Origin of the sequence: Streptosporangium sp. NBC_01755, assembly GCF_035917995.1 — a bacterium.
Taxonomy (GTDB): Bacteria; Actinomycetota; Actinomycetes; order Streptosporangiales; family Streptosporangiaceae; genus Streptosporangium.
In genome coordinates this window covers 3,453,565-3,470,414 of sequence record NZ_CP109131.1, presented here as the reverse complement: position 1 = coordinate 3,470,414, position 16,850 = coordinate 3,453,565, and the positions used below count along the sequence as shown (strand labels likewise).

General features: G+C 69.2%; 17 protein-coding genes, 2 tRNA genes and 1 other RNA gene. 14 read left to right on the top strand and 6 right to left on the bottom strand.

The window, feature by feature from the left end:
* Window positions 1-9 precede the first annotated feature (9 nt).
* Window positions 10-99 (top strand) — tRNA-Ser (locus OG884_RS16160).
* 131 nt (window positions 100-230) lie between these two features.
* Here OG884_RS16160 and OG884_RS16155 read toward each other — a convergent pair.
* The 3 genes from OG884_RS16155 to OG884_RS16145 form a co-directional block, all read right to left on the bottom strand.
* On the bottom strand, window positions 231-533 hold the full coding sequence (locus OG884_RS16155; protein ID WP_326646178.1) for a type II toxin-antitoxin system VapB family antitoxin: 303 nt from the start codon (window positions 531-533) through the stop codon (window positions 231-233).
* A 105-nt stretch (window positions 534-638) separates the two neighbouring features.
* Entirely contained in the window at window positions 639-887 is a 249-nt protein-coding gene (locus OG884_RS16150; protein ID WP_326646177.1) for a neutral zinc metallopeptidase, read from the bottom strand.
* 90 nt (window positions 888-977) lie between these two features.
* Window positions 978-1,066 (bottom strand) — tRNA-Ser (locus OG884_RS16145).
* Window positions 1,067-1,148: 82 nt separating this feature from the next.
* Here OG884_RS16145 and ffs point away from each other — a divergent pair.
* From ffs to OG884_RS16110, 7 genes are all read left to right on the top strand, one after another.
* An RNA gene (gene ffs / locus OG884_RS16140) (signal recognition particle sRNA small type) lies at window positions 1,149-1,244 on the top strand.
* Between the two features lie 31 nt (window positions 1,245-1,275).
* Window positions 1,276-3,435 carry a DNA polymerase III subunit gamma and tau gene (locus OG884_RS16135; protein ID WP_326646176.1) on the top strand — a complete coding sequence of 720 codons (2,160 nt, stop codon included), beginning with the start codon at window positions 1,276-1,278 and terminating at the stop codon, window positions 3,433-3,435.
* Between the two features lie 529 nt (window positions 3,436-3,964).
* Window positions 3,965-4,318, top strand: a complete 354-nt coding sequence (locus tag OG884_RS16130) for a YbaB/EbfC family nucleoid-associated protein (RefSeq protein WP_326646175.1) — start codon at window positions 3,965-3,967, stop codon at window positions 4,316-4,318.
* A gap of 3 nt (window positions 4,319-4,321) precedes the next feature.
* On the top strand, window positions 4,322-4,921 hold the full coding sequence (gene recR / locus OG884_RS16125; RefSeq protein ID WP_326646174.1) for a recombination mediator RecR: 600 nt from the start codon (window positions 4,322-4,324) through the stop codon (window positions 4,919-4,921).
* Window positions 4,914-5,447 (top strand): DUF5063 domain-containing protein, encoded by a 534-nt coding sequence (locus tag OG884_RS16120; protein WP_030919805.1) that lies wholly within the window; start codon window positions 4,914-4,916, stop codon window positions 5,445-5,447. Before recR ends, OG884_RS16120 begins: the two co-directional genes overlap by 8 nt.
* Before the next feature lie 91 nt (window positions 5,448-5,538).
* Window positions 5,539-6,813 carry an aspartate kinase gene (locus OG884_RS16115; RefSeq protein ID WP_326646173.1) on the top strand — a complete coding sequence of 425 codons (1,275 nt, stop codon included), beginning with the start codon at window positions 5,539-5,541 and terminating at the stop codon, window positions 6,811-6,813.
* Window positions 6,810-7,877, top strand: a complete 1,068-nt coding sequence (locus OG884_RS16110) for an aspartate-semialdehyde dehydrogenase (RefSeq protein ID WP_326646172.1) — start codon at window positions 6,810-6,812, stop codon at window positions 7,875-7,877. The genes OG884_RS16115 and OG884_RS16110 overlap by 4 nt, the downstream gene beginning before the upstream one ends.
* A 65-nt stretch (window positions 7,878-7,942) precedes the next feature.
* Here OG884_RS16110 and OG884_RS16105 read toward each other — a convergent pair whose 3' ends face one another.
* Window positions 7,943-8,701, bottom strand: coding sequence for a hypothetical protein (locus tag OG884_RS16105; protein ID WP_326646171.1), 759 nt, complete (start codon window positions 8,699-8,701; stop codon window positions 7,943-7,945).
* Window positions 8,702-9,212: 511 nt separating this feature from the next.
* On the opposite strand from OG884_RS16105, the gene OG884_RS16100 reads away from it, so the two are divergent.
* Window positions 9,213-9,887: a TetR family transcriptional regulator gene (locus tag OG884_RS16100; protein ID WP_326646170.1), complete on the top strand. Its 675-nt coding sequence runs from the start codon at window positions 9,213-9,215 to the stop codon at window positions 9,885-9,887.
* A gap of 81 nt (window positions 9,888-9,968) precedes the next feature.
* A complete protein-coding gene (locus tag OG884_RS16095) occupies window positions 9,969-10,736 on the top strand; it encodes a bestrophin-like domain (protein ID WP_326646169.1) in 768 nt (255 codons plus the stop codon).
* Window positions 10,737-10,814: 78 nt separating this feature from the next.
* Here the strand turns inward: OG884_RS16095 and OG884_RS16090 are convergent, their stop codons facing one another.
* Window positions 10,815-11,648, bottom strand: coding sequence for a hypothetical protein (locus tag OG884_RS16090; RefSeq protein WP_326646168.1), 834 nt, complete (start codon window positions 11,646-11,648; stop codon window positions 10,815-10,817).
* A 196-nt stretch (window positions 11,649-11,844) separates the two neighbouring features.
* On the opposite strand from OG884_RS16090, the gene OG884_RS16085 reads away from it, so the two are divergent.
* From OG884_RS16085 to OG884_RS16075, 3 genes are all read left to right on the top strand, one after another.
* Window positions 11,845-12,813, top strand: coding sequence for an LLM class F420-dependent oxidoreductase (locus tag OG884_RS16085; protein ID WP_326646167.1), 969 nt, complete (start codon window positions 11,845-11,847; stop codon window positions 12,811-12,813).
* Window positions 12,814-12,816: 3 nt separating this feature from the next.
* Window positions 12,817-14,232 (top strand): amidase, encoded by a 1,416-nt coding sequence (locus OG884_RS16080; protein ID WP_326646166.1) that lies wholly within the window; start codon window positions 12,817-12,819, stop codon window positions 14,230-14,232.
* Between the two features lie 169 nt (window positions 14,233-14,401).
* Window positions 14,402-14,740, top strand: a complete 339-nt coding sequence (locus tag OG884_RS16075) for a YkvA family protein (RefSeq protein ID WP_326646165.1) — start codon at window positions 14,402-14,404, stop codon at window positions 14,738-14,740.
* On the opposite strand, the gene OG884_RS16070 is transcribed toward OG884_RS16075, so the two are convergent.
* Entirely contained in the window at window positions 14,721-15,917 is a 1,197-nt protein-coding gene (locus OG884_RS16070; protein WP_326646164.1) for an amidohydrolase family protein, read from the bottom strand. The genes OG884_RS16075 and OG884_RS16070 overlap by 20 nt on opposite strands.
* 190 nt (window positions 15,918-16,107) lie before the next feature.
* Between OG884_RS16070 and OG884_RS16065 the strand changes: the two genes are divergently transcribed.
* A complete protein-coding gene (locus tag OG884_RS16065; RefSeq protein ID WP_326646163.1) occupies window positions 16,108-16,752 on the top strand; it encodes a hypothetical protein in 645 nt (214 codons plus the stop codon).
* The last annotated feature ends 98 nt before the right edge of the window (window positions 16,753-16,850 follow it).

Below are 16,850 nucleotides of genomic sequence, written 5' to 3'. Positions count from 1 at the left end.
CTGCTCCGCGGTGGAGTCGCCTAGTGGCCGAGGGCGCACGCCTCGAAAGCGTGTGATGGGGCAACCTATCCGTGGGTTCAAATCCCACCTCCACCGCCACACGGATAGGGCTCCCGCGATCGCGGGAGCCCTATCTCGCGTCCTGCCTCCTGCGGTCTTTCCCCTGCCGCCCCATCCCTTTTGCGAGCCCGGCGGATCCCGTTGCGGATCCCCTTGTCCCACCCGGGGGCTCAGCTCTCCGTGGGTAGTTCCAGGACCCGGGCGTGTAGCACCGAGCGCTGGTGCAGGGCCGAGCGCAGGGCTCGGTGCAGGCCGTCCTCCAGATAGAGGTCGCCGCGCCACTGGACCACGTGTGGGAACAGGTCGCCGTAGAACGTGGAGTCCTTGGCAAGCAGGGAGTGCAGGTCGAGCACCGCTTTCGTGGTGATCAGCGTGTCGAGCCGGACCTGTCGCGGCGGTATCTGCGCCCACTCGCGATGCGAGAGACCGTGCTCGGGGTAGGGCCGTCCATCGCCGACCAGCTTGAAGATCACAGTACGTAGTTTAGAAGAGAATCCGGCCCCTCGCCGGTCCGGCCTTCATCGCCGCAGGTCGGAGGCCATCTTTCGGACGCACCCGACTCAGCGCCGCCGGAGTTCTCAGATGCCACCGGAGAACATGTCGCACCTGCCGGGATCGCCGTTCCGGTAGCCGGTGGTGCACCACTTGACGCGCTGCTTGACGCGCTGCGCGAACGTTTCGTGGGTGAAGCCCGCGGGGGTGATGCGGCCCTGGGTCCGTTCCTGGATGTTGTCGTCGCCCACGGCGGACGCGGCGCTCAGTGCCTTCTCGATTCGATCTGCTGAGGGCGCTTCCCCTGCCCCAAGATGAGCTTGACATGTCCGCACGCGGACGAAGGCATGAGGTTCGGCGGTGAACGTTTGAGAGCTGAAACGTCGAAGGGGCCGGACGGCGTGTACCGTCCGGCCCCTTCGAGGTGGCGGAGGATAGGAGATTCGAACTCCTGAGGGGTTGCCCCCAACACGCTTTCCAAGCGTGCGCCCTAGGCCAACTAGGCGAATCCTCCGTGGAGAAGCTTACCCAACTTTCGAGGTGCGCGGACCACTGATTTCCGACCCCGAGCACTCGTATCTGAGGCTAGACTGAGGGTCGACCCCTCGCGCGGCGTCATCCTGTGAACCTCCCCAGGGCCGGAAGGCAGCAAGGATAAGCGGGCTCTGGCGGGTGTGCGAGGGGTCTCCTCGTTTCAGGACCCCTCGCAGCTGGGATCGTCGCATGAGTCTTGCGCTGTACCGCAAGTACCGGCCCGGAACCTTCGCCGAGGTCAAGGGGCAGGAGCACGTCACCGATCCGCTCCGCCAGGCGCTGCGCAGCGGACGCATCAACCACGCTTACCTGTTCAGCGGGCCCAGAGGATGCGGCAAGACGTCCAGCGCGCGCATCCTCGCCCGCTCCCTGAACTGCGAGAAGGGCCCGACCCCCGACCCGTGCGGGGAGTGCGAGTCCTGCGTGGCGCTGGCGCCCACCGGCCCCGGCCACCTCGACGTCATCGAGATCGACGCCGCCTCGCACGGGGGCGTGGACGACGCCCGCGACCTGCGCGAGCGGGCCTTCTTCGCGCCGGTGTCGTCGCGTTTCAAGATCTACATCATCGACGAGGCGCACATGGTGACCCGCGAGGGTTTCAATGCGCTGCTCAAGCTCGTCGAGGAGCCTCCCCCCCACCTGAAGTTCGTCTTCGCGACCACCGAGCCCGAGAAGGTCATCGGGACGATCAAGTCCAGGACCCACCACTACCCGTTCCGGCTGATCCCGCCTGCCGCGCTGCGCGCGCTCATGGAGGAGATCCTCACCTCCGAGAACGTCCCGTTCGAGCCCGCCGCGCTCCCGCTGGTGGTCCGGGCGGGCGCGGGTTCCGCCCGCGACTCGCTCTCGATCCTCGACCAGCTGTTCGCCGGGTCGGACGAGACGGGCATCACGTACGCGCGCGCTGTCTCCCTGCTCGGCTACACCGACGGTGACCTGCTCGACGACGTGGTCGCGGCCTTCGCCGGCCGCGACGGTGCGCTGGTGTTCCAGGTGGTGAACCGGGTGATCGAGGGCGGCCACGACCCCCGGCGGTTCGCGATGGACCTGCTGGAGCGCTTCCGCGACCTGGTGATCCTGGCCAATGTGCCGGAGGCGGCCACCAGCGGGCTGCTCGACCGGCCGGGCGACGAGTTGGAGCGGCTCCAGGCCCAGGCGGCCTCGATGGGCCCGGCCGAGTTGACCCGTGCCGCGGAGATCCTCAACGCGGGCCTGATCGAGATGCGTGGTGCGGCCTCGCCCCGGCTGCTCCTTGAGCTGATGTGCGCCAGGATCCTGCTTCCCGGCGCGGCGCAGGGCGAGGCGGCGCTGCTGGCACGCCTGGAGCGGCTGGAGAAGGGCGGGGTCGTCGTACATGCCGCTCCGCAGGTCGCGGCTCCGGCACCGGTGGTTCACGCGGCGCCCTCGCCGCAGGCGGAGCGGCCCGCACCGCCCGTCGTCAAGGCACCCGCCGAGCCGTCCGGTGGCCAGGGCGACGACTGGCCCGTGGCGGTCAGGCCCGGCGCGCCGGCTTCGGGACAGCAGGCTCAGACGCCCGTCCAGCAGGCTCCGGACATGCCCGCACCGGTCGATGCGGCGGCAGCGCCCGTGGCGGCGTCCGGTTCCCGGGGCGGGGCTGTGCAGCAGGCGTGGCCCCAGGTGCTCGCCGCGCTCAAGCGGCGCAGCATCGTCGTGTGGGCCAACGTCAACACCAACGCCCAGATCGTCGGGGTCGAAGACAAGATCGTAACTCTGGGGTTCGCCCAGGTCGGCGCGATGAAGAACTTCACCGGGGGCGGCAAGGACGCGGTCGTCGCCGCGGTGCTGCAGGAGGTCCTGGGCGGGACCTGGAAGGTCGAGGCCGTCGTCGGCAACGGGCCCGCGCCGTCGGGCGGTGGCCGTGCACAGGCCCCGAGACAGTCTCCGGCCCCCCGGCAGCCCACGCCCCAGCCACCGCAGGCGCAGACGCAGGCGCCCACCCCCGTTGCTCCGCCCGCGCCGCAGGCGGAGCGGGAAACCCCGGCGCGTCAGGCCCTGCCCGCGACGGACGATTCCTGGCCGGACGCCCCCATGCCGGAGGACCCGGGCTCGCCTCCTCCGCCGATCTCCGGGTCCGGTCCCGGCCTGGCCGCCGCTCGCTCGGCAGCCAAGGCCGCGGCTCAGGCCGGCCCACGGGCCGTGGCCAAGACCGGCACCAAGGCGGCCTGGCCCGACGCGGTGCCCGCCCGCGGCAATCGCGGCGCCGCCCCCGACGCCGACGAGGTCGACCCGCTGAACGACGCGGACGCCGACGTCGACGCGCTCACCGGGATGGCCCTCATCCAGCGCGAGCTGGGTGGCCAGATCATCGGCGAGATCGACCACACCTGACGGGCTCCGCGCTGAGCTCGCCATCCGTGCCACCCGGGGTCAGGTTCGCCGACGGCATGCGGTCGTCGCCTCCCCGGCAGCTGCGAGGTAGCGCTCACCCGGAGCTTCACCGTTGATCAGAGCTTCGTGCAGGCGTCGCAGCCGTGACGCGTAGGAGTCGAGATCGGCTGTCTGGGCAGCTCTCATGTGGCTGTCGCGCACATATCCCCCCGGAATAGAGCCGATGGCCGAAGCATCGGGGCTCAAGGACCCCGCACGCAACCCGTTCGATCAAAGAGAGTGTGCGAAACGTGAGTGAACGATCGCAACGTGTGTGCAACCTGTGGGCGGTTACCTTTCGATCACACGTCGCCGTGTGCGGCCGCTCCGGGGCGTGTCATGTCGGGCCTCGGACGTCTGGAGGGGGCCCGGGGCCCGACGGAGGTTTAATCCCCATCCTCAGGGAACCCGTGCTCACTTCAGTACAACACCCGGCTCGGAACCCGTAGGCTCGTGACGACCGATGTCACGAATGAGGAGCACAACGACGGTGAACCCAGGGGATGTCAACCTGCAGCAGCTGCTGGAGCAGGCACAGCTCATGCAGCAGCAGCTTGTGAGCGCCCAGCAGGAGCTGAACGAGGCGGAGGTCCAGGGCTCCGCGGGCGGCGGCCTGGTCGTGGCCACGGTCAACGGCGGGGGCGAGTTGCTCGAACTCGAGATCAGCGCCGAGGCCATCGATCCCGGTGATCCTCAGGAGACGGCGGACACCATTGCCGACCTGGTCATCGCGGCCATCCGCGACGCCGTGCGTGCCGCGGCCGACCTGCAGCAGGAGAAGCTCGGTCCCCTCGCACAGGGGCTGGGAGGCGGGGGCGGGCTCGGCCAGCTTCCCGGGTTCTAGGTCATGTACGAAGGGGTCGTCCAGAACCTGATCGACGAGCTGGGGATGCTCCCCGGCGTCGGTCCCAAGAGCGCGCAGCGCATCGCGTTCCACCTGCTGGCAGCGGAGCCGGCCGATGTGAAACGGCTCGCGCACGCTCTGCTGGAGGTCAAGGAGAAGGTCCGCTTCTGCCGGGTCTGCGGCAATGTCGCGGCGGAGGAGGAGTGCCGGATCTGCCGTGACACCAGGCGCGATCCCCACGTGATCTGCGTCGTCGAGGAGTCGAAGGACGTCGTGGCCATCGAGAAGACCCGCGAGTTCCGAGGCCGTTACCACGTGCTGGGCGGGGCGATCAGCCCGATCGACGGTGTCGGCCCCGACGACCTGCGCATCAGAGAGCTCGTGACCCGCCTGGCGGACGGCCAGGTCACCGAGCTGATCCTCGCCACCGACCCCAACCTTGAGGGGGAGGCGACGGCGACCTATCTCGCCCGTCTGGTCAAGCCGATGGGACTGAAAGTGACACGACTGGCCAGCGGTCTGCCGGTAGGCGGTGACCTCGAGTACGCGGACGAGGTCACCTTGGGCCGCGCGTTCGAGGGAAGGAGGCTCCTCGATGTCTGATGACGCGTGGAGTGCTCTCGCGGAACGGATCGCGGAGCACGCGAAGAACTACATCGACGGCCTGACCCGCCTGGCGGGTGGTGAGGGCGGCGACGCCATCCTGCCCCTGCTGCTGGTGGAGGTCGCGCAAGTCAGCTCGGCCGGCGCGCAACTTGGCGCGAGCCAGGACGTGATCCTGTCGGGCAACTGGGAACCGCACCTGGGCGAGGACCCGGACGTCGACGCCGTCCGAACGGCTCTGGCCGAGCGGCTGGGTCCGGTCGACGACTACGCCGAGGTCTTCGACCCCTACAAGGACACCGTGGTCACCCCGTACCGGCTGTCGGACGACCTGACGGCGGTGGCCGCCGACCTCCTGCACGGTCTGCGACACCACAGTGCGGGTCGCCCGCTGGAGGCTCTCTGGTGGTGGCAGTACTCCTATTTCAATACCTGGGGAAACCACGCTGGAGCGGCGATGCGGGCACTTCAGGCCCTTGTCGCCCATACCCGGCTTGATGTCGCCGAGGAGCGCACAACCGTGTGATCGTCCACATACTGAGCCACATCAGAAGGTCTCAACTAGGGCGCCAGTAGACTGTGAACTCCACAGCCCTAGATTGCTTCGGAGACATCTCGTGGCGCTCGTTGTTCAGAAGTATGGTGGTTCGTCCGTCGCCGACGCGTCCTGCATCAAGCGGGTCGCTCAGCGGATCGTCACGACGAAAAAAGCCGGCAACGACGTCGTGGTGATCGTCTCGGCCATGGGCGACACGACGGACGAACTACTCGACCTCGCCAAGCAGGTCTCGCCGCTCCCGCCTGCCCGGGAGCTCGACATGCTGCTTACCTCGGGTGAGCGCATTTCGATGGCGCTGCTGGCGATGGCGATCGCCAACCTCGGCCAGGAGGCGCGCTCGTTCACCGGCTCCCAGGCCGGCGTGATCACCGACTCCTCGCACGGCCGCGCGCGCATCATCGACGTGACGCCCGGCCGGATACGCGGGGCGCTCGACAGCGGCCAGGTCGCGATCGTGGCCGGGTTCCAGGGTGTCTCCCAGGACACCAAGGACATCACCACGCTCGGCAGGGGCGGTTCGGACACCACGGCGGTCGCGCTCGCCGCCGCCCTGAACGCCGACGTGTGTGAGATCTACACCGACGTGGACGGCGTCTTCACCGCCGACCCCCGCATCGTCCCGACCGCCCGTAAGATTCCCAGGATCTCGTACGACGAGATGATGGAGATGGCGGCCTGCGGTGCGAAGATCCTGCACCTGCGCTGCGTTGAGTACGCTCGCCGTTTCGGCCTGCCGATCCACGTCAGAAGCTCGTTCAGCACCAAGGAAGGCACGTGGGTCGTCTCCGACCCCGACAGCGAAGGAACAGAGATGGAGCAGCCGATCATCTCCGGCGTCGCGCACGACCGGAGCGAGGCCAAGATCACGGTTGTCGGGGTGCCCGACAAGGTCGGCGAGGCTGCGACGATCTTCAAAACGCTTGCCGACGCTGAGATCAACATCGACATGATCGTGCAGAACGTGTCGGCGGCGACGACCGGCCGGACCGACATCTCCTTCACACTGCCCACGAGTGACGCCTCCGCGGCGCTCACCGCGCTGAAGAAGATCCAGGAGCGCATCGGCTTCGAGTCGTTGCTCTTCGACGACCAGATCGGCAAGGTCTCGCTGATCGGAGCGGGCATGCGCTCGCACCCCGGCGTCACCGCGACGTTCTTCGCCGCTCTCGCCGACGCGGGGGTGAACATCGAGATGATCTCCACCTCGGAGATCCGTATCTCGGTGATCGTCGGACAGGACGAGGTGGACACGGCGGTCAGCGCCGCGCACCGCGCGTTCGACCTCGACGCCGACCAGGTTGAAGCCGTGATCTATGGAGGTACCGGGCGATGAGCCGCAAGCCCACCCTTGCCCTGATCGGCGCGACCGGTGCCGTCGGCACCGTGATGCGCGACATCATCTCCGGCCGTGAGAACGTCTACGGGGACATCAAGCTCGTCGCGTCCGCCCGCTCGGCGGGCAAGGTCCTGCGGGTCCGCGGCGAGGACCTCGTCGTCCAGGAGCTGACCCCCGAGGTCTTCGACGGCGTCGACATCGCGATCTTCGACGTGCCGGACGAGGTCTCCGCGACGTGGGTGCCGATCGCCGCCGAGCGCGGCGCCGTCGTCATCGACAAGTCGGGCACCTTCCGGATGAACCCCGAGGTCCCGCTGGTCGTGCCGGAGGTCAACCCCGAGGCCGCGCGTGAGCGGCCGCTGGGAATCATCTCCACCCCCAACTGCACGACCCTGTCGATGATGGCCGCGATGGGCGCCCTCCACGAGGAGTACGGCCTGCGCGCGCTGGTGGTCGCCTCCTACCAGGCGGTCTCCGGCGCGGGCGTGGCGGGCTCGGCACGCCTCTACGACGAGGTCGAGGCCCTGGCGGGCGACCGCACGGTCGGGCAGACCGCCGGTGACGTGCGCAAGGCCCTGCAGAACAAGCTCGGGGACGCCGAGTCGCCCTTCCCGGCGCCGGTGGCGTTCAACGTGGTGCCGTGGGCGGGCTCGCTCAAGGACGGCGGCTGGGCCTCCGAGGAGATCAAGCTCCGCAACGAGTCGCGGAAGATCCTCGGGATCGGTGATCTGAAGGTCTCGGCGACCTGCGTCCGCGTCCCAGTGATCACCACTCACTCGCTGGCCGTGCACGCGACCTTCGAGCGTGAGATCACCGTCGCGGACGCCCATCGGATCCTGGAGGCCGCTCCGACCGTGGTCGTCATGGACGACCCGGCCAACGGTGTCTTCCCGACCCCGGTGGACGTCGTCGGAACCGACCCCACCTACGTGGGCCGAATCCGCCAGGCGCTCGACTTCCCCAACACCCTCGACCTGTTCGTCTGCGGCGACAACCTTCGCAAGGGCGCGGCCCTGAACGCGGCGGAGATCGCCGAGCTGGTCGCGGCCGAGTTCGGGTGACCTTCCCGGCCGTGTGGCGGCACCGGATGCCGCCGCACGGCCCTTTGCGGCAAAGGACTCGCGGGTCAGCGGAAGAGGATGTCCCAGTGGTCCGTCTCGCGGGCGTAGAGGGTGCCCGAGGTCGCCGATTCGCCGTACAGGGGGGCTCCGTCGCCTCGCACGCCCTGTGATGGATGGTTCTTCGTGATGTAGCGGTTGATGCACGCGTTGGGTTTGATGTCCAGCTTGTAGCCCGCGTAGTGGCTGTAGGGACCCGGGGCATGACCCACCTCGGTGCCGCCGGTGACGACCAGGGGACAGCAGCTGCGGCGCTTCAGCTCGATCACGTCGGAGACGGTGGCGGCCCGGACCGCCTCCAGCGAGGTGCAGTGTTGGTTGCGGCGGTTCGCGCATTTACCTGAGGAGCTCCAGGTCAGGCCCGCCGCCCGCAGGCGCTGTTTGGCGTCGGCCTGTGCCAGCCGCACCGGCTGGCGCTGCTTGGCCTGCCGCGCCTGAGGGGGGTGGGCCTCGGCCGCGTTCTTGGGGGCGGAGGGGGCCTGCTCCGCGAAGGTCTCGGGGCGGGACCGTGCCTGGAGGGCCCGGGTCTCCCGGGGGCTCTGAAGTGTGGTTTCGGGGATCAGGGGGGCAGCCTGTTCCGGTGGTGTGCCCGCCCGGGCGATGTCCCTCGCCTGGAGGGAGAACGCGGCCTTTCCGCCGTGGCGGACTGTCCGGTGGTAGAGCCCTCGGACGTAGCCCTGGGCGGTTTCCAGAGTGCCGATGTCGTACGATCCGATGATCGTGGACCGGCGTGCCTCCGCCGGGCCGGCCGTGATCGGCCGGCTCACGATCGTGACGGTGGCCGGTGCGTGTCCGCTCTCCGCGGTCGCGCTGTCGTCCTGGGCCGATGCGATGAAAGATATCTGCAGAGCGAGCAGTGCCCCAGCGGTAAACCGGGCAGCTCGCCGTCTACAGGGACGTGTCCCCATTATGTATCCCTTGTCGCGGGAGCCCTTCCGCCAAATGGATCAATCCCACCCCCGAACCCGGATGATCCCTACCGAAGGGTTGTTTTTGCCCGGTAATGGGGATCATCGTGCGGCTCGATGACCTGCTGAGGCGGGGGCGTACGGTGATCGGCATGATCGGGTCCGCCGTGGGCGGCTGCCGCCGGGCGCACGGAGATGAGAGCGGTGTGGCAATAGTTGATATGAGTGGCGGGGACAATGTGGCGCGCCTAGTGTCGTCGACTGGGGCTTCTCCCTGGTGACGCGGGACGGATGATCTAGGGTTCGTCCAGTGGAGAGAGACCAGCCGAGCCCGTTCTCCCAGCTCCAACCGATAGGTGACAGGTGCTCTATGGCCGAGCCGCCCCCGAGAAGCCGTGGATCAGACAGGACCCGTGAGGTCATCGTGGAGACGGCCCTGCGGCTTTTTCGCGAGCGAGGGTACGAGGCGACCACGATGCGGGCCATCGCCGCCGAGGCCGGGGTGTCGGTGGGCAACGCCTACTACTACTTCGCCTCGAAGGAGGTCCTGGTCGAGGCCTATTACGACCGGGCTCAGGCCGAGCACGAGGCCGCGTGCGAGAAGCTGCTGGCCACCGAGCACCGATTCGCCGCACGGTTGGAAGGTGTGCTGCGGGAGTGGGTGCGGGTCTCCGAGCCCTACCACGAGTTCGCGGTGAAGTTCTTCAAGCACGCTGCCGAGCCGAGCAACCCGCTCAACCCGTTCAGCGCCGAGTCCTCGCCCTCCAGGGACGCGTCGATCGAGATCTACCGGCGGGTCGTGGAGGGATCCTCCGGCCGGATGGACGCCGAGTTGCGGGCCGAGCTGCCCGAACTGCTCTGGCTGATGTCGATGGGCGTCGTCCTGTTCTGGGTGCACGACGACTCGGCGGGATGCCGACGGACATATCGGTTCATCGAGCTCATCGTGCCGCTGGTGGATCGGTTGGTGGGGCTCTCGCACCTGCCCGGCCTGCGCGGGGTCGCCCGTGACTTCATCGCGGGGGTTCACGAACTCCGCGAGTGAATACCGGCGGAACTCCAGGAATCATCGTGTCGATCTGATTACTCTGAGTGGCTGATTCGATGACGGATTCAAGGGAGTCCCATGGGTTGGGTAGCCGTGCTGGTGGTGCTGTCCGTCGCGATCCTGCTGATCGCGTTCCGCGTGCTGAGGAGGAAGGGGCGGGATGACGACGGGCACGGCTCGTCGTCCATCGACTTCTCCGCCAACCTCGCCCTCGCCGTCTATCTGCTGGTGCTGGCCTACGCCGCGGTCCTGTGCCGGGACGGGCTCTGGACGACGGAGGCCGACGTCCAGGCCGAGGCCGAGAGTCTCACCGAGATGTACTGGTCGGTGGCACCCATCCCCGAGGCGGCGCCCGTCAGGACCCAGATCCGCCAGTACACCGCGCAGAGCATCGACCTCGACTGGCCGCTCATGGCCGACCGTGAGATGTCCCCGCTCCCCGGGCAGACCCTCGCCGACATGCGGGCCTCGGTGCTCCGGCTCCAGCCGATCGGTGACGCGAGCAAGAACCTCCAGCAGGACGCGCTCGACCGGATCTCCGAGATCTCCCACGCTCGAACCGTAAGGAGTGACGACGCGAGCACCGGCCTGGAGGGCATCTTCGTGGCCTTGCTGATCCTCTCCGGGCTGCTGGTGATCGCGCTGCCCTGGACGCTCAGGGTGCGTCCCACGTTCCCGTCGATCATCGCCGATCTGGTCCGGGTGGGCGTGGTCGTCATCGGGGTGTGCTTCATCATCCTGATCAGCCACCCGTTCAGCGGTCTCGGCGCCGTCGAGCCTGACGCGTTCAAGGCCGCGCAGCGGCAGTACGACCAGATCGACGGCCGGTTTCCCGACCAGCCGTAACTCGGCGCGTCCAGAATCGGAGACGCCCGCCGGTGGATCTTCCACCGGCGGGCTCGGCCGTCCCAGGTGCCGCCCGCGCTATCCGCGGCCCCTGTGGTTGAGGGCGGCGACCGCGGTGACCGAGATCACGCCGGTGAACATCACCAGGAGGACGAGCCTGCGGTCGGTGCCCTTGCGCCGCTCGGCGTAGCGGTCCAGCACCAGTCGCTGCCGCAGCAGGGGGGGAGCGCTGTGGCGCGTCACCGGTGCGGGCCGCGGGGGGCGGGTCCGGGGTGGCGTCGGCGTGACGACCGCCTTGGGGACGTAGGCGGGCGGGGCGGGCGGGAGGGGCCGGGGCCGGGTCGGTGAGGGAGAGGGGGGCGGCGGGGTCGGTGAAGGCGCTGTGGGCGTCGGCGACTCCGGTTCGGGCTCGGGTGTCGGCTTGGGCTTGGGTTTTGGCTCCGGTTCCGGCTTGACTGGAATGTCTGCCGGATAGCCCGGTTTCTTTGGCGGCTCCTTCGGATGATCGGTCTCCGGCGGGAACACCGTTGGATAGTCCGGTTCGGGTTTCACCTTGATGGGAAACGCGACAGGATCCCCGGGCTCCCGGTTCACCCGGGGAGGTGCTGTCGGGTAGTCGGGCTCGGCTTTCATCTCGGGTGGCGGCGTGGCCGGGTATCCGGGCTCCCGGCCGGCCTGGGAGGCAGTCGTCGAGTAGTCCGTCTCGGGTTCCGGGTGTGCTGATCGGCCGGAGGCCGAGATCGGCTTCCCGGCGTGCTGGACGACCTGCGGGGCGGGCGGGCCGGCGCCGCCCGTCGTCGAGAGCGCCGAGAGGGGGGGCGCCCAGGCCAGCATGGGGGCCGCGACACAGGTCGCGAGGACCGCCGCGTTGAGCAGGCCCCGTCGTTCGTTCCTCCACCGATGCGTCGTCACGCAAAGTTTCTAACATCACACGGAAGGTGATGGGAGGGTAAGTGGGGAGCCGACATAGATCAGTACCCTGCCGGCATACCGTCTGGTTGGTACAGCTAACCTGCTGACGCCCCCCGGTCGGGTGCGGCAAGCTACATTAGAATGTCGTTCTAGGGGAAGGCTCTGGGGCGGCGACCACTGACACGGAGGCGGCACGATGGCTACGGGCCCACGCTGGGGTATGACGATTCCCTTCAACGACCGCTCACTGGCCGATTCCAAGGATCTGATCGCCGAGCTCCCCGGACTCGGCTACACCGATGCCTGGTCCGCCGAGATCAACGGCGTCGACGGCTTCGTGCCCCTGGCGATGGCCGCGGAATGGGCGCCGGGGGTGCGAATCGGCAGCGCGATCGTCCCGGTCTCCACCAGAGGTCCCGGCCTGCTCGCCATGTCCGCCGCGACGCTCGCCGACCTCGCCCCCGGACGCTTCGTCCTGGGCATCGGGGCCTCCTCCCCGGCCATCGTGGAGCGCTGGAACGCCGGGGAGTTCGTCAAACCCTTCGCCAGGACCAGAGACACCCTGCGTTTCCTGCGCAAGGCCCTCGCGGGCGAGAAGGTCACCGAACGGTACGAGACGTTCGAGGTCAAGGGTTTCAAGCTGGAGCGCGCCCCCAAGATCCCGCCGAAGATCGTACTCGCCGCGCTCCGCCCCCGCATGCTGCACCTGGCCGCCGACGAGGCCGACGGCGCGATCACCAACTGGCTCTCGCCGCAGGACGTGCTGAAGGTCAGGGCCGAGGTCGGCCAGGAGACCGAACTGATCGCCCGGCTGTTCGTGTGCGTCAGCGAGGACGCGGAGAAGGTGCGCGAGCTCGGACGCTGGATGCTCGCGAGTTACCTGACGGTCCCGGTCTACGCGGCCTTCCACGACTGGCTGGGGCGCGGGGAGACACTGCGGCCGATGCACGAGGCCTGGGCGGCCGGTGACCGGCAGGCGGCGCTCAAGGCCATCTCCGACGAGGTGGTGGACGCGCTCATCGTGCACGGCGACGCCGCCACGTGCCGGGCCAGGATCAGGGAGTATGTGCGCAACGGTCTGAACACCCCGGTCCTCGCACTCATCCCCGGGGGCGAGGTCCCGATCACGCAGGCCGTACGAGATCTGGCCCCCGTCGAGGAGTGACTCTTGCACGACCTGCTGAAGTTGGACGCACTCGGACAGGCGCAGGCCGTGTGGAAGGGAGAGGTCTCACCGAGGGAGCTCGCCGAGGCGGCGATCGCGCGGATCGAGGCGTGTGACGGCGCGATCAACGCGGTGGTCCACCGCAGGTTCGAGCGGGCGTTGGAGGAGGCGGACAAGGTCGAGGTCGACGCTCCCTTCGCGGGGGTGCCGACGCTGCTGAAGGACCTGGGATGGGGCATGGCCGGCGAGCCGTACCGCGCGGGATCGCGCACCCTTGACGGGATCTCGGCGGAGCGCGACGGCTACGCGGTGGCCAAGCTGCGCCGGGCCGGGTTCACGATCCTGGGCCGGACCAACACCCCGGAGTTCGGCACCGCGATCACCACCGAGCCGGTGGCCTTCGGCCCGACCCGCAATCCGTACGACCTCCGCTACAGCAGTGGCGGGTCGAGTGGAGGGTCCGCGGCGGCGGTGGCGGCGGGCATGGTCGCGGTGGCCACGGCCAGCGACGGCGGCGGATCGATCCGGATCCCGGCCAGTATGTGCGGGCTGGTCGGGTTGAAGCCGGGCAGGGGCCGGGTCAGCTCGGGGCCGTCGGCGGGCGAGCCCTGGGCGGGCTTCTCGGCCGCGGGCCTGCTCTGCCGTACGGTCAGGGACAGCGCGGCGACCCTCGACGTGATCGCGGGGGCGATGCCGGGCGATCCGTACGGCGCGCCCGCCTGGCGGCGCCCGCTCGCCGAGGAGGTCGGAGCCGACCCCGGGCGGCTGCGGATCGGTTTCCTCGCCGAACACCCGGACGGGACCTTCCCGGCGCAGGAGGACCTGGTGGCCGCGGTGACCGGGGCCGCCGGGCTGTTGGAGGCGCTGGGGCACGACGTCGAGCCGGGGGGACCGCCCGCGCTCGCCGAGGACGGCTTCGCCGCGCACTTCGGCACGGTCGTCGCCGCCCACGTGGCCGCCGACCTGGAGGACATCGGGCGCTGGCGTGGCAGACCGGTGGAGCTGGACGAGCTGGAGACGCGCAACCGGATCCTGGGCGCGGCGGGTCGCGAGCTCGGCGCGGTCGGCTATGTGGCCTCGCGCGACTGGATCGACGGGTTCCGGCGGCGGATGGCCGCCTGGTGGGAGTCCCACGACCTGCTGCTCATGCCGTCCCTGGGGGTGGCGCCCTTCCGCCTCGGCCGACTGCCCGCGGACGACGTCAGCCTCTCGCGGGGCCTGACCAACCAGGCGGTGGCGTTCACCTCGCCGATCAACGCCACCGGGCAGCCCGCGATCTCCCTGCCGCTGCACCGCACCGCGGACGGTCTGCCGGTGGGGGTGCAGCTGGTCGCCGCGGCGGGGCGGGAGGACCTGCTCATCCGGGTGGCCGCCCGGATCGAGGAGGAGCGGCCCTTCCAGCACCTGGCGATGTACTAGCGTGCCGGCTGGAGCCGCGGGGGTGTCCGTCGACAGGTGGCCGGGAGAGGCTCGTGATCGTTTCGGCGGTGGCGGTGTCCGGGAACCTCACCGGAAAATCACGCGTTATATCGTGAAAAGGTAGGGTAATACGCCAGCAGGCGAACCTGCTTTGCGAGGAGGATTCCCCATGGCGAAGGCGGCGCGTGCGGCACAGGCGTGGCGGACGTACAGAAGTGTGTCGAAGCCGGGAACGCCCGGTCTCGGCGCTCGCCTGCGTGCCCTCCCCAAGATGATCGGCGCGGTCATGCGGGGGCGGTATCCCGGTATGAGCAAGGGCAAGCTGGCCATGATGGGCCTTGGCGTGCTCTACATCATCTCGCCGATCGACGTCATCCCCGACTTCCTGGTTCTCATCGGGGTGGCCGACGACTTCGGCCTCTTCCTGTGGCTGATGAGCTCCCTGCTCGGCGAGGGCGGGCGCTACGTCGACTGGGAGCGCGAGCAGGTCAGAGCTGTTCCATCCTGAGCCAGGCGCGAGAGGGCAGCGGGTGGCCGAACAGGCGGGCGGCGTTGCCGTAGGCCACCCGGGCGATGTCGGCGGGCGGCAGGTTGCCGAGGTTCGTCGCGATGGCCTGCTGGGTGTCGGGCCAGGTGGAGTCGGAGTGGGGGTAGCCGCTCTCCAGCAGTACGTGCTCCAGCCCGACGGCGAGCCGCACCCCGGACAGGGCATGATCGTTGAGCGTGCCGAAGAAGAAGTTTCTACGCAGGACCTCGCTGGGCTTCAGGCCCCCCTCCCAGGACGCCTCGCCGGCGACCGGGTGGTCAAGCGCGTAGTCGGCTCGCTCGGCGAGCATCGGCAGCCAGCCCACGCCCCCCTCGACGATGAGGATCCGTAGCGCGGGGAAGCGCAACGGGATGCCCGACCAGAGCCAGTCGGCACAGGCGAACATGGCGCTCGTCGGCATCAGCGTGGTGATCGCCTCGATCGGGGTGTCCGGCGAGGGGACGGGGGCCCAGGAGCCGGCGCCGGCGTTCAGGCAGACGACAGTGCCCGTCTCCTCACAGGCCTGGAAGAACGGGTCCCAGTGGTCGCTGTGGATGGACGGCAGGCGCAGCCGGGTGGGGAACTCGGGGAAGAGGACCGCCTTGAAACCGCGCGCCGCGTTGTCGCGGATCTCCTTGGCGGCGATCTCGGGGTCGGTCAGCCAGGGCAGTTGCAGGGCGATGATCCGCTCCGGATAGGTGCCCGCCCAGACGTCCACGTGCCAGTCGTTCCACGCGCGCAGGATCGCCAGGCCGAGCTCCTGGTCGCGGGTCTTGGCGAAGACCATGCCCGACTGCACGGCCAGCATGCCGGGGAAGCAGAGCGCGGCCCAGACACCGGCACGGTCCATGTCCTCGATCCGGGCCTCGATGTCGTGGCAGCCGGGACGCATGTGTTCGAACCGCACCGGGTCGAGCGTCCACTGCTCGCGAGGCAGACCGGCGCCCACGTCGAGCGCGGCGCAAGGGTAGGTGGCGCCGCCGTAGCGCCAGACCTGGTGACCTGAGTCGGTCTCGACCACCTTGGGAGCCAGGTCGGTGTATTTCTCCGGCAGCCGGCCGTCGAACATGTCGGGCGGCTCGATCAGGTGGTCGTCGGCTGAGATGATCACATAGTCCCGCCGCCTGGGCTCGGGGTCGGGGAGCAGCGGCGTAGTCACACGGTCAACCGTATGACGCTGGAATCACACTGTTCAAGCTACAAGGTCTCCGGTTGGTATCTCTGTCTCCCAAGACGTCTCTTACAGGCGTCCTACGGGGCCACCGGCTAGCCTGTCTGGCGGTGGGTCTCGTGTGACGGGGGCAGAGATGCGAGTGGTGGTTCCGGCACGGGGCGACATACCGTACGGCGTGCGTCTGGCACTGCTGTTCGTGCTCGCGCTCTCCACGGTGGTCGTCCACCTCAACCAGGCGCCACCCCTGCGGCCGGCGTCGGAGCTCATCTCGGACCTGCGGGCGGGCGGGGTGACCAAGGTCGTCTACGATCGCAACTGGCCCGCCTACGGCACGCTGACGTGGTCGCACGGGCCGCTCTCCTGGAGCCAGGCCCGCTTCGACCAACCCGACGACGTCTGGGACCCCGAGACCACCCGGCTGGTTCCCGAGGCCCTGGAGCGCAGCCAGGGGGCCTTCCTGGCCCAGGTACGCGCCGCGGCCGACCCCGGTGTGGAGATCGTGCGCACCGAGGGCTTCGGCGGCCTGGTGGGCTCGTCCGCCTACGGGCGCTGGTGGGAACCCTTCGGGCCGGTGGCGGTGGCGGCGGAGGTGCTGGCCTGGTTGTTCATGCTGACCCGGCCGAACCCCCGCTACGCCAGCCGCTGGGCATGGTTCTGGATGTTCCTCACCGGTGGTTCGTTGCTCTACGTCCTGCTGGAGCCCCGTCCCCTGTGGCGCGGACCGTACGAGGTGCTGCCCGCACCGGCCAGAATCGACGGCACGCGAGGGTTCGCGATCGCGGTGGCGGTTCTTTTCGGCATGGCGATGGTCAACGCCTGACCATTGGGTCCAGGGCCCGCTGATCTGGCGCGAGATCGGCCCGGAGACGCTCCTGGCGGGCCCGGCCGCCTAGAGGTCTCCTTCGCCGGGTGCCGGGT

What these genes read in the sequence shown, in the direction of transcription:
- OG884_RS16075 (WP_326646165.1), top strand. Translation starts at nt 14,402, where the DNA reads ATGGCGAAGGCGGCGCGTGCGGCACAGGCGTGGCGGACGTACAGAAGT.
- OG884_RS16120 (WP_030919805.1), top strand. Translation starts at nt 4,914, where the DNA reads ATGTCTGATGACGCGTGGAGTGCTCTCGCGGAACGGATCGCGGAGCAC.
- OG884_RS16085 (WP_326646167.1), top strand. Translation starts at nt 11,845, where the DNA reads ATGGCTACGGGCCCACGCTGGGGTATGACGATTCCCTTCAACGACCGC.
- recR (WP_326646174.1), top strand. Translation starts at nt 4,322, where the DNA reads ATGTACGAAGGGGTCGTCCAGAACCTGATCGACGAGCTGGGGATGCTC.
- OG884_RS16110 (WP_326646172.1), top strand. Translation starts at nt 6,810, where the DNA reads ATGAGCCGCAAGCCCACCCTTGCCCTGATCGGCGCGACCGGTGCCGTC.
- OG884_RS16100 (WP_326646170.1), top strand. Translation starts at nt 9,213, where the DNA reads ATGGCCGAGCCGCCCCCGAGAAGCCGTGGATCAGACAGGACCCGTGAG.
- OG884_RS16135 (WP_326646176.1), top strand. Translation starts at nt 1,276, where the DNA reads ATGAGTCTTGCGCTGTACCGCAAGTACCGGCCCGGAACCTTCGCCGAG.
- OG884_RS16095 (WP_326646169.1), top strand. Translation starts at nt 9,969, where the DNA reads ATGGGTTGGGTAGCCGTGCTGGTGGTGCTGTCCGTCGCGATCCTGCTG.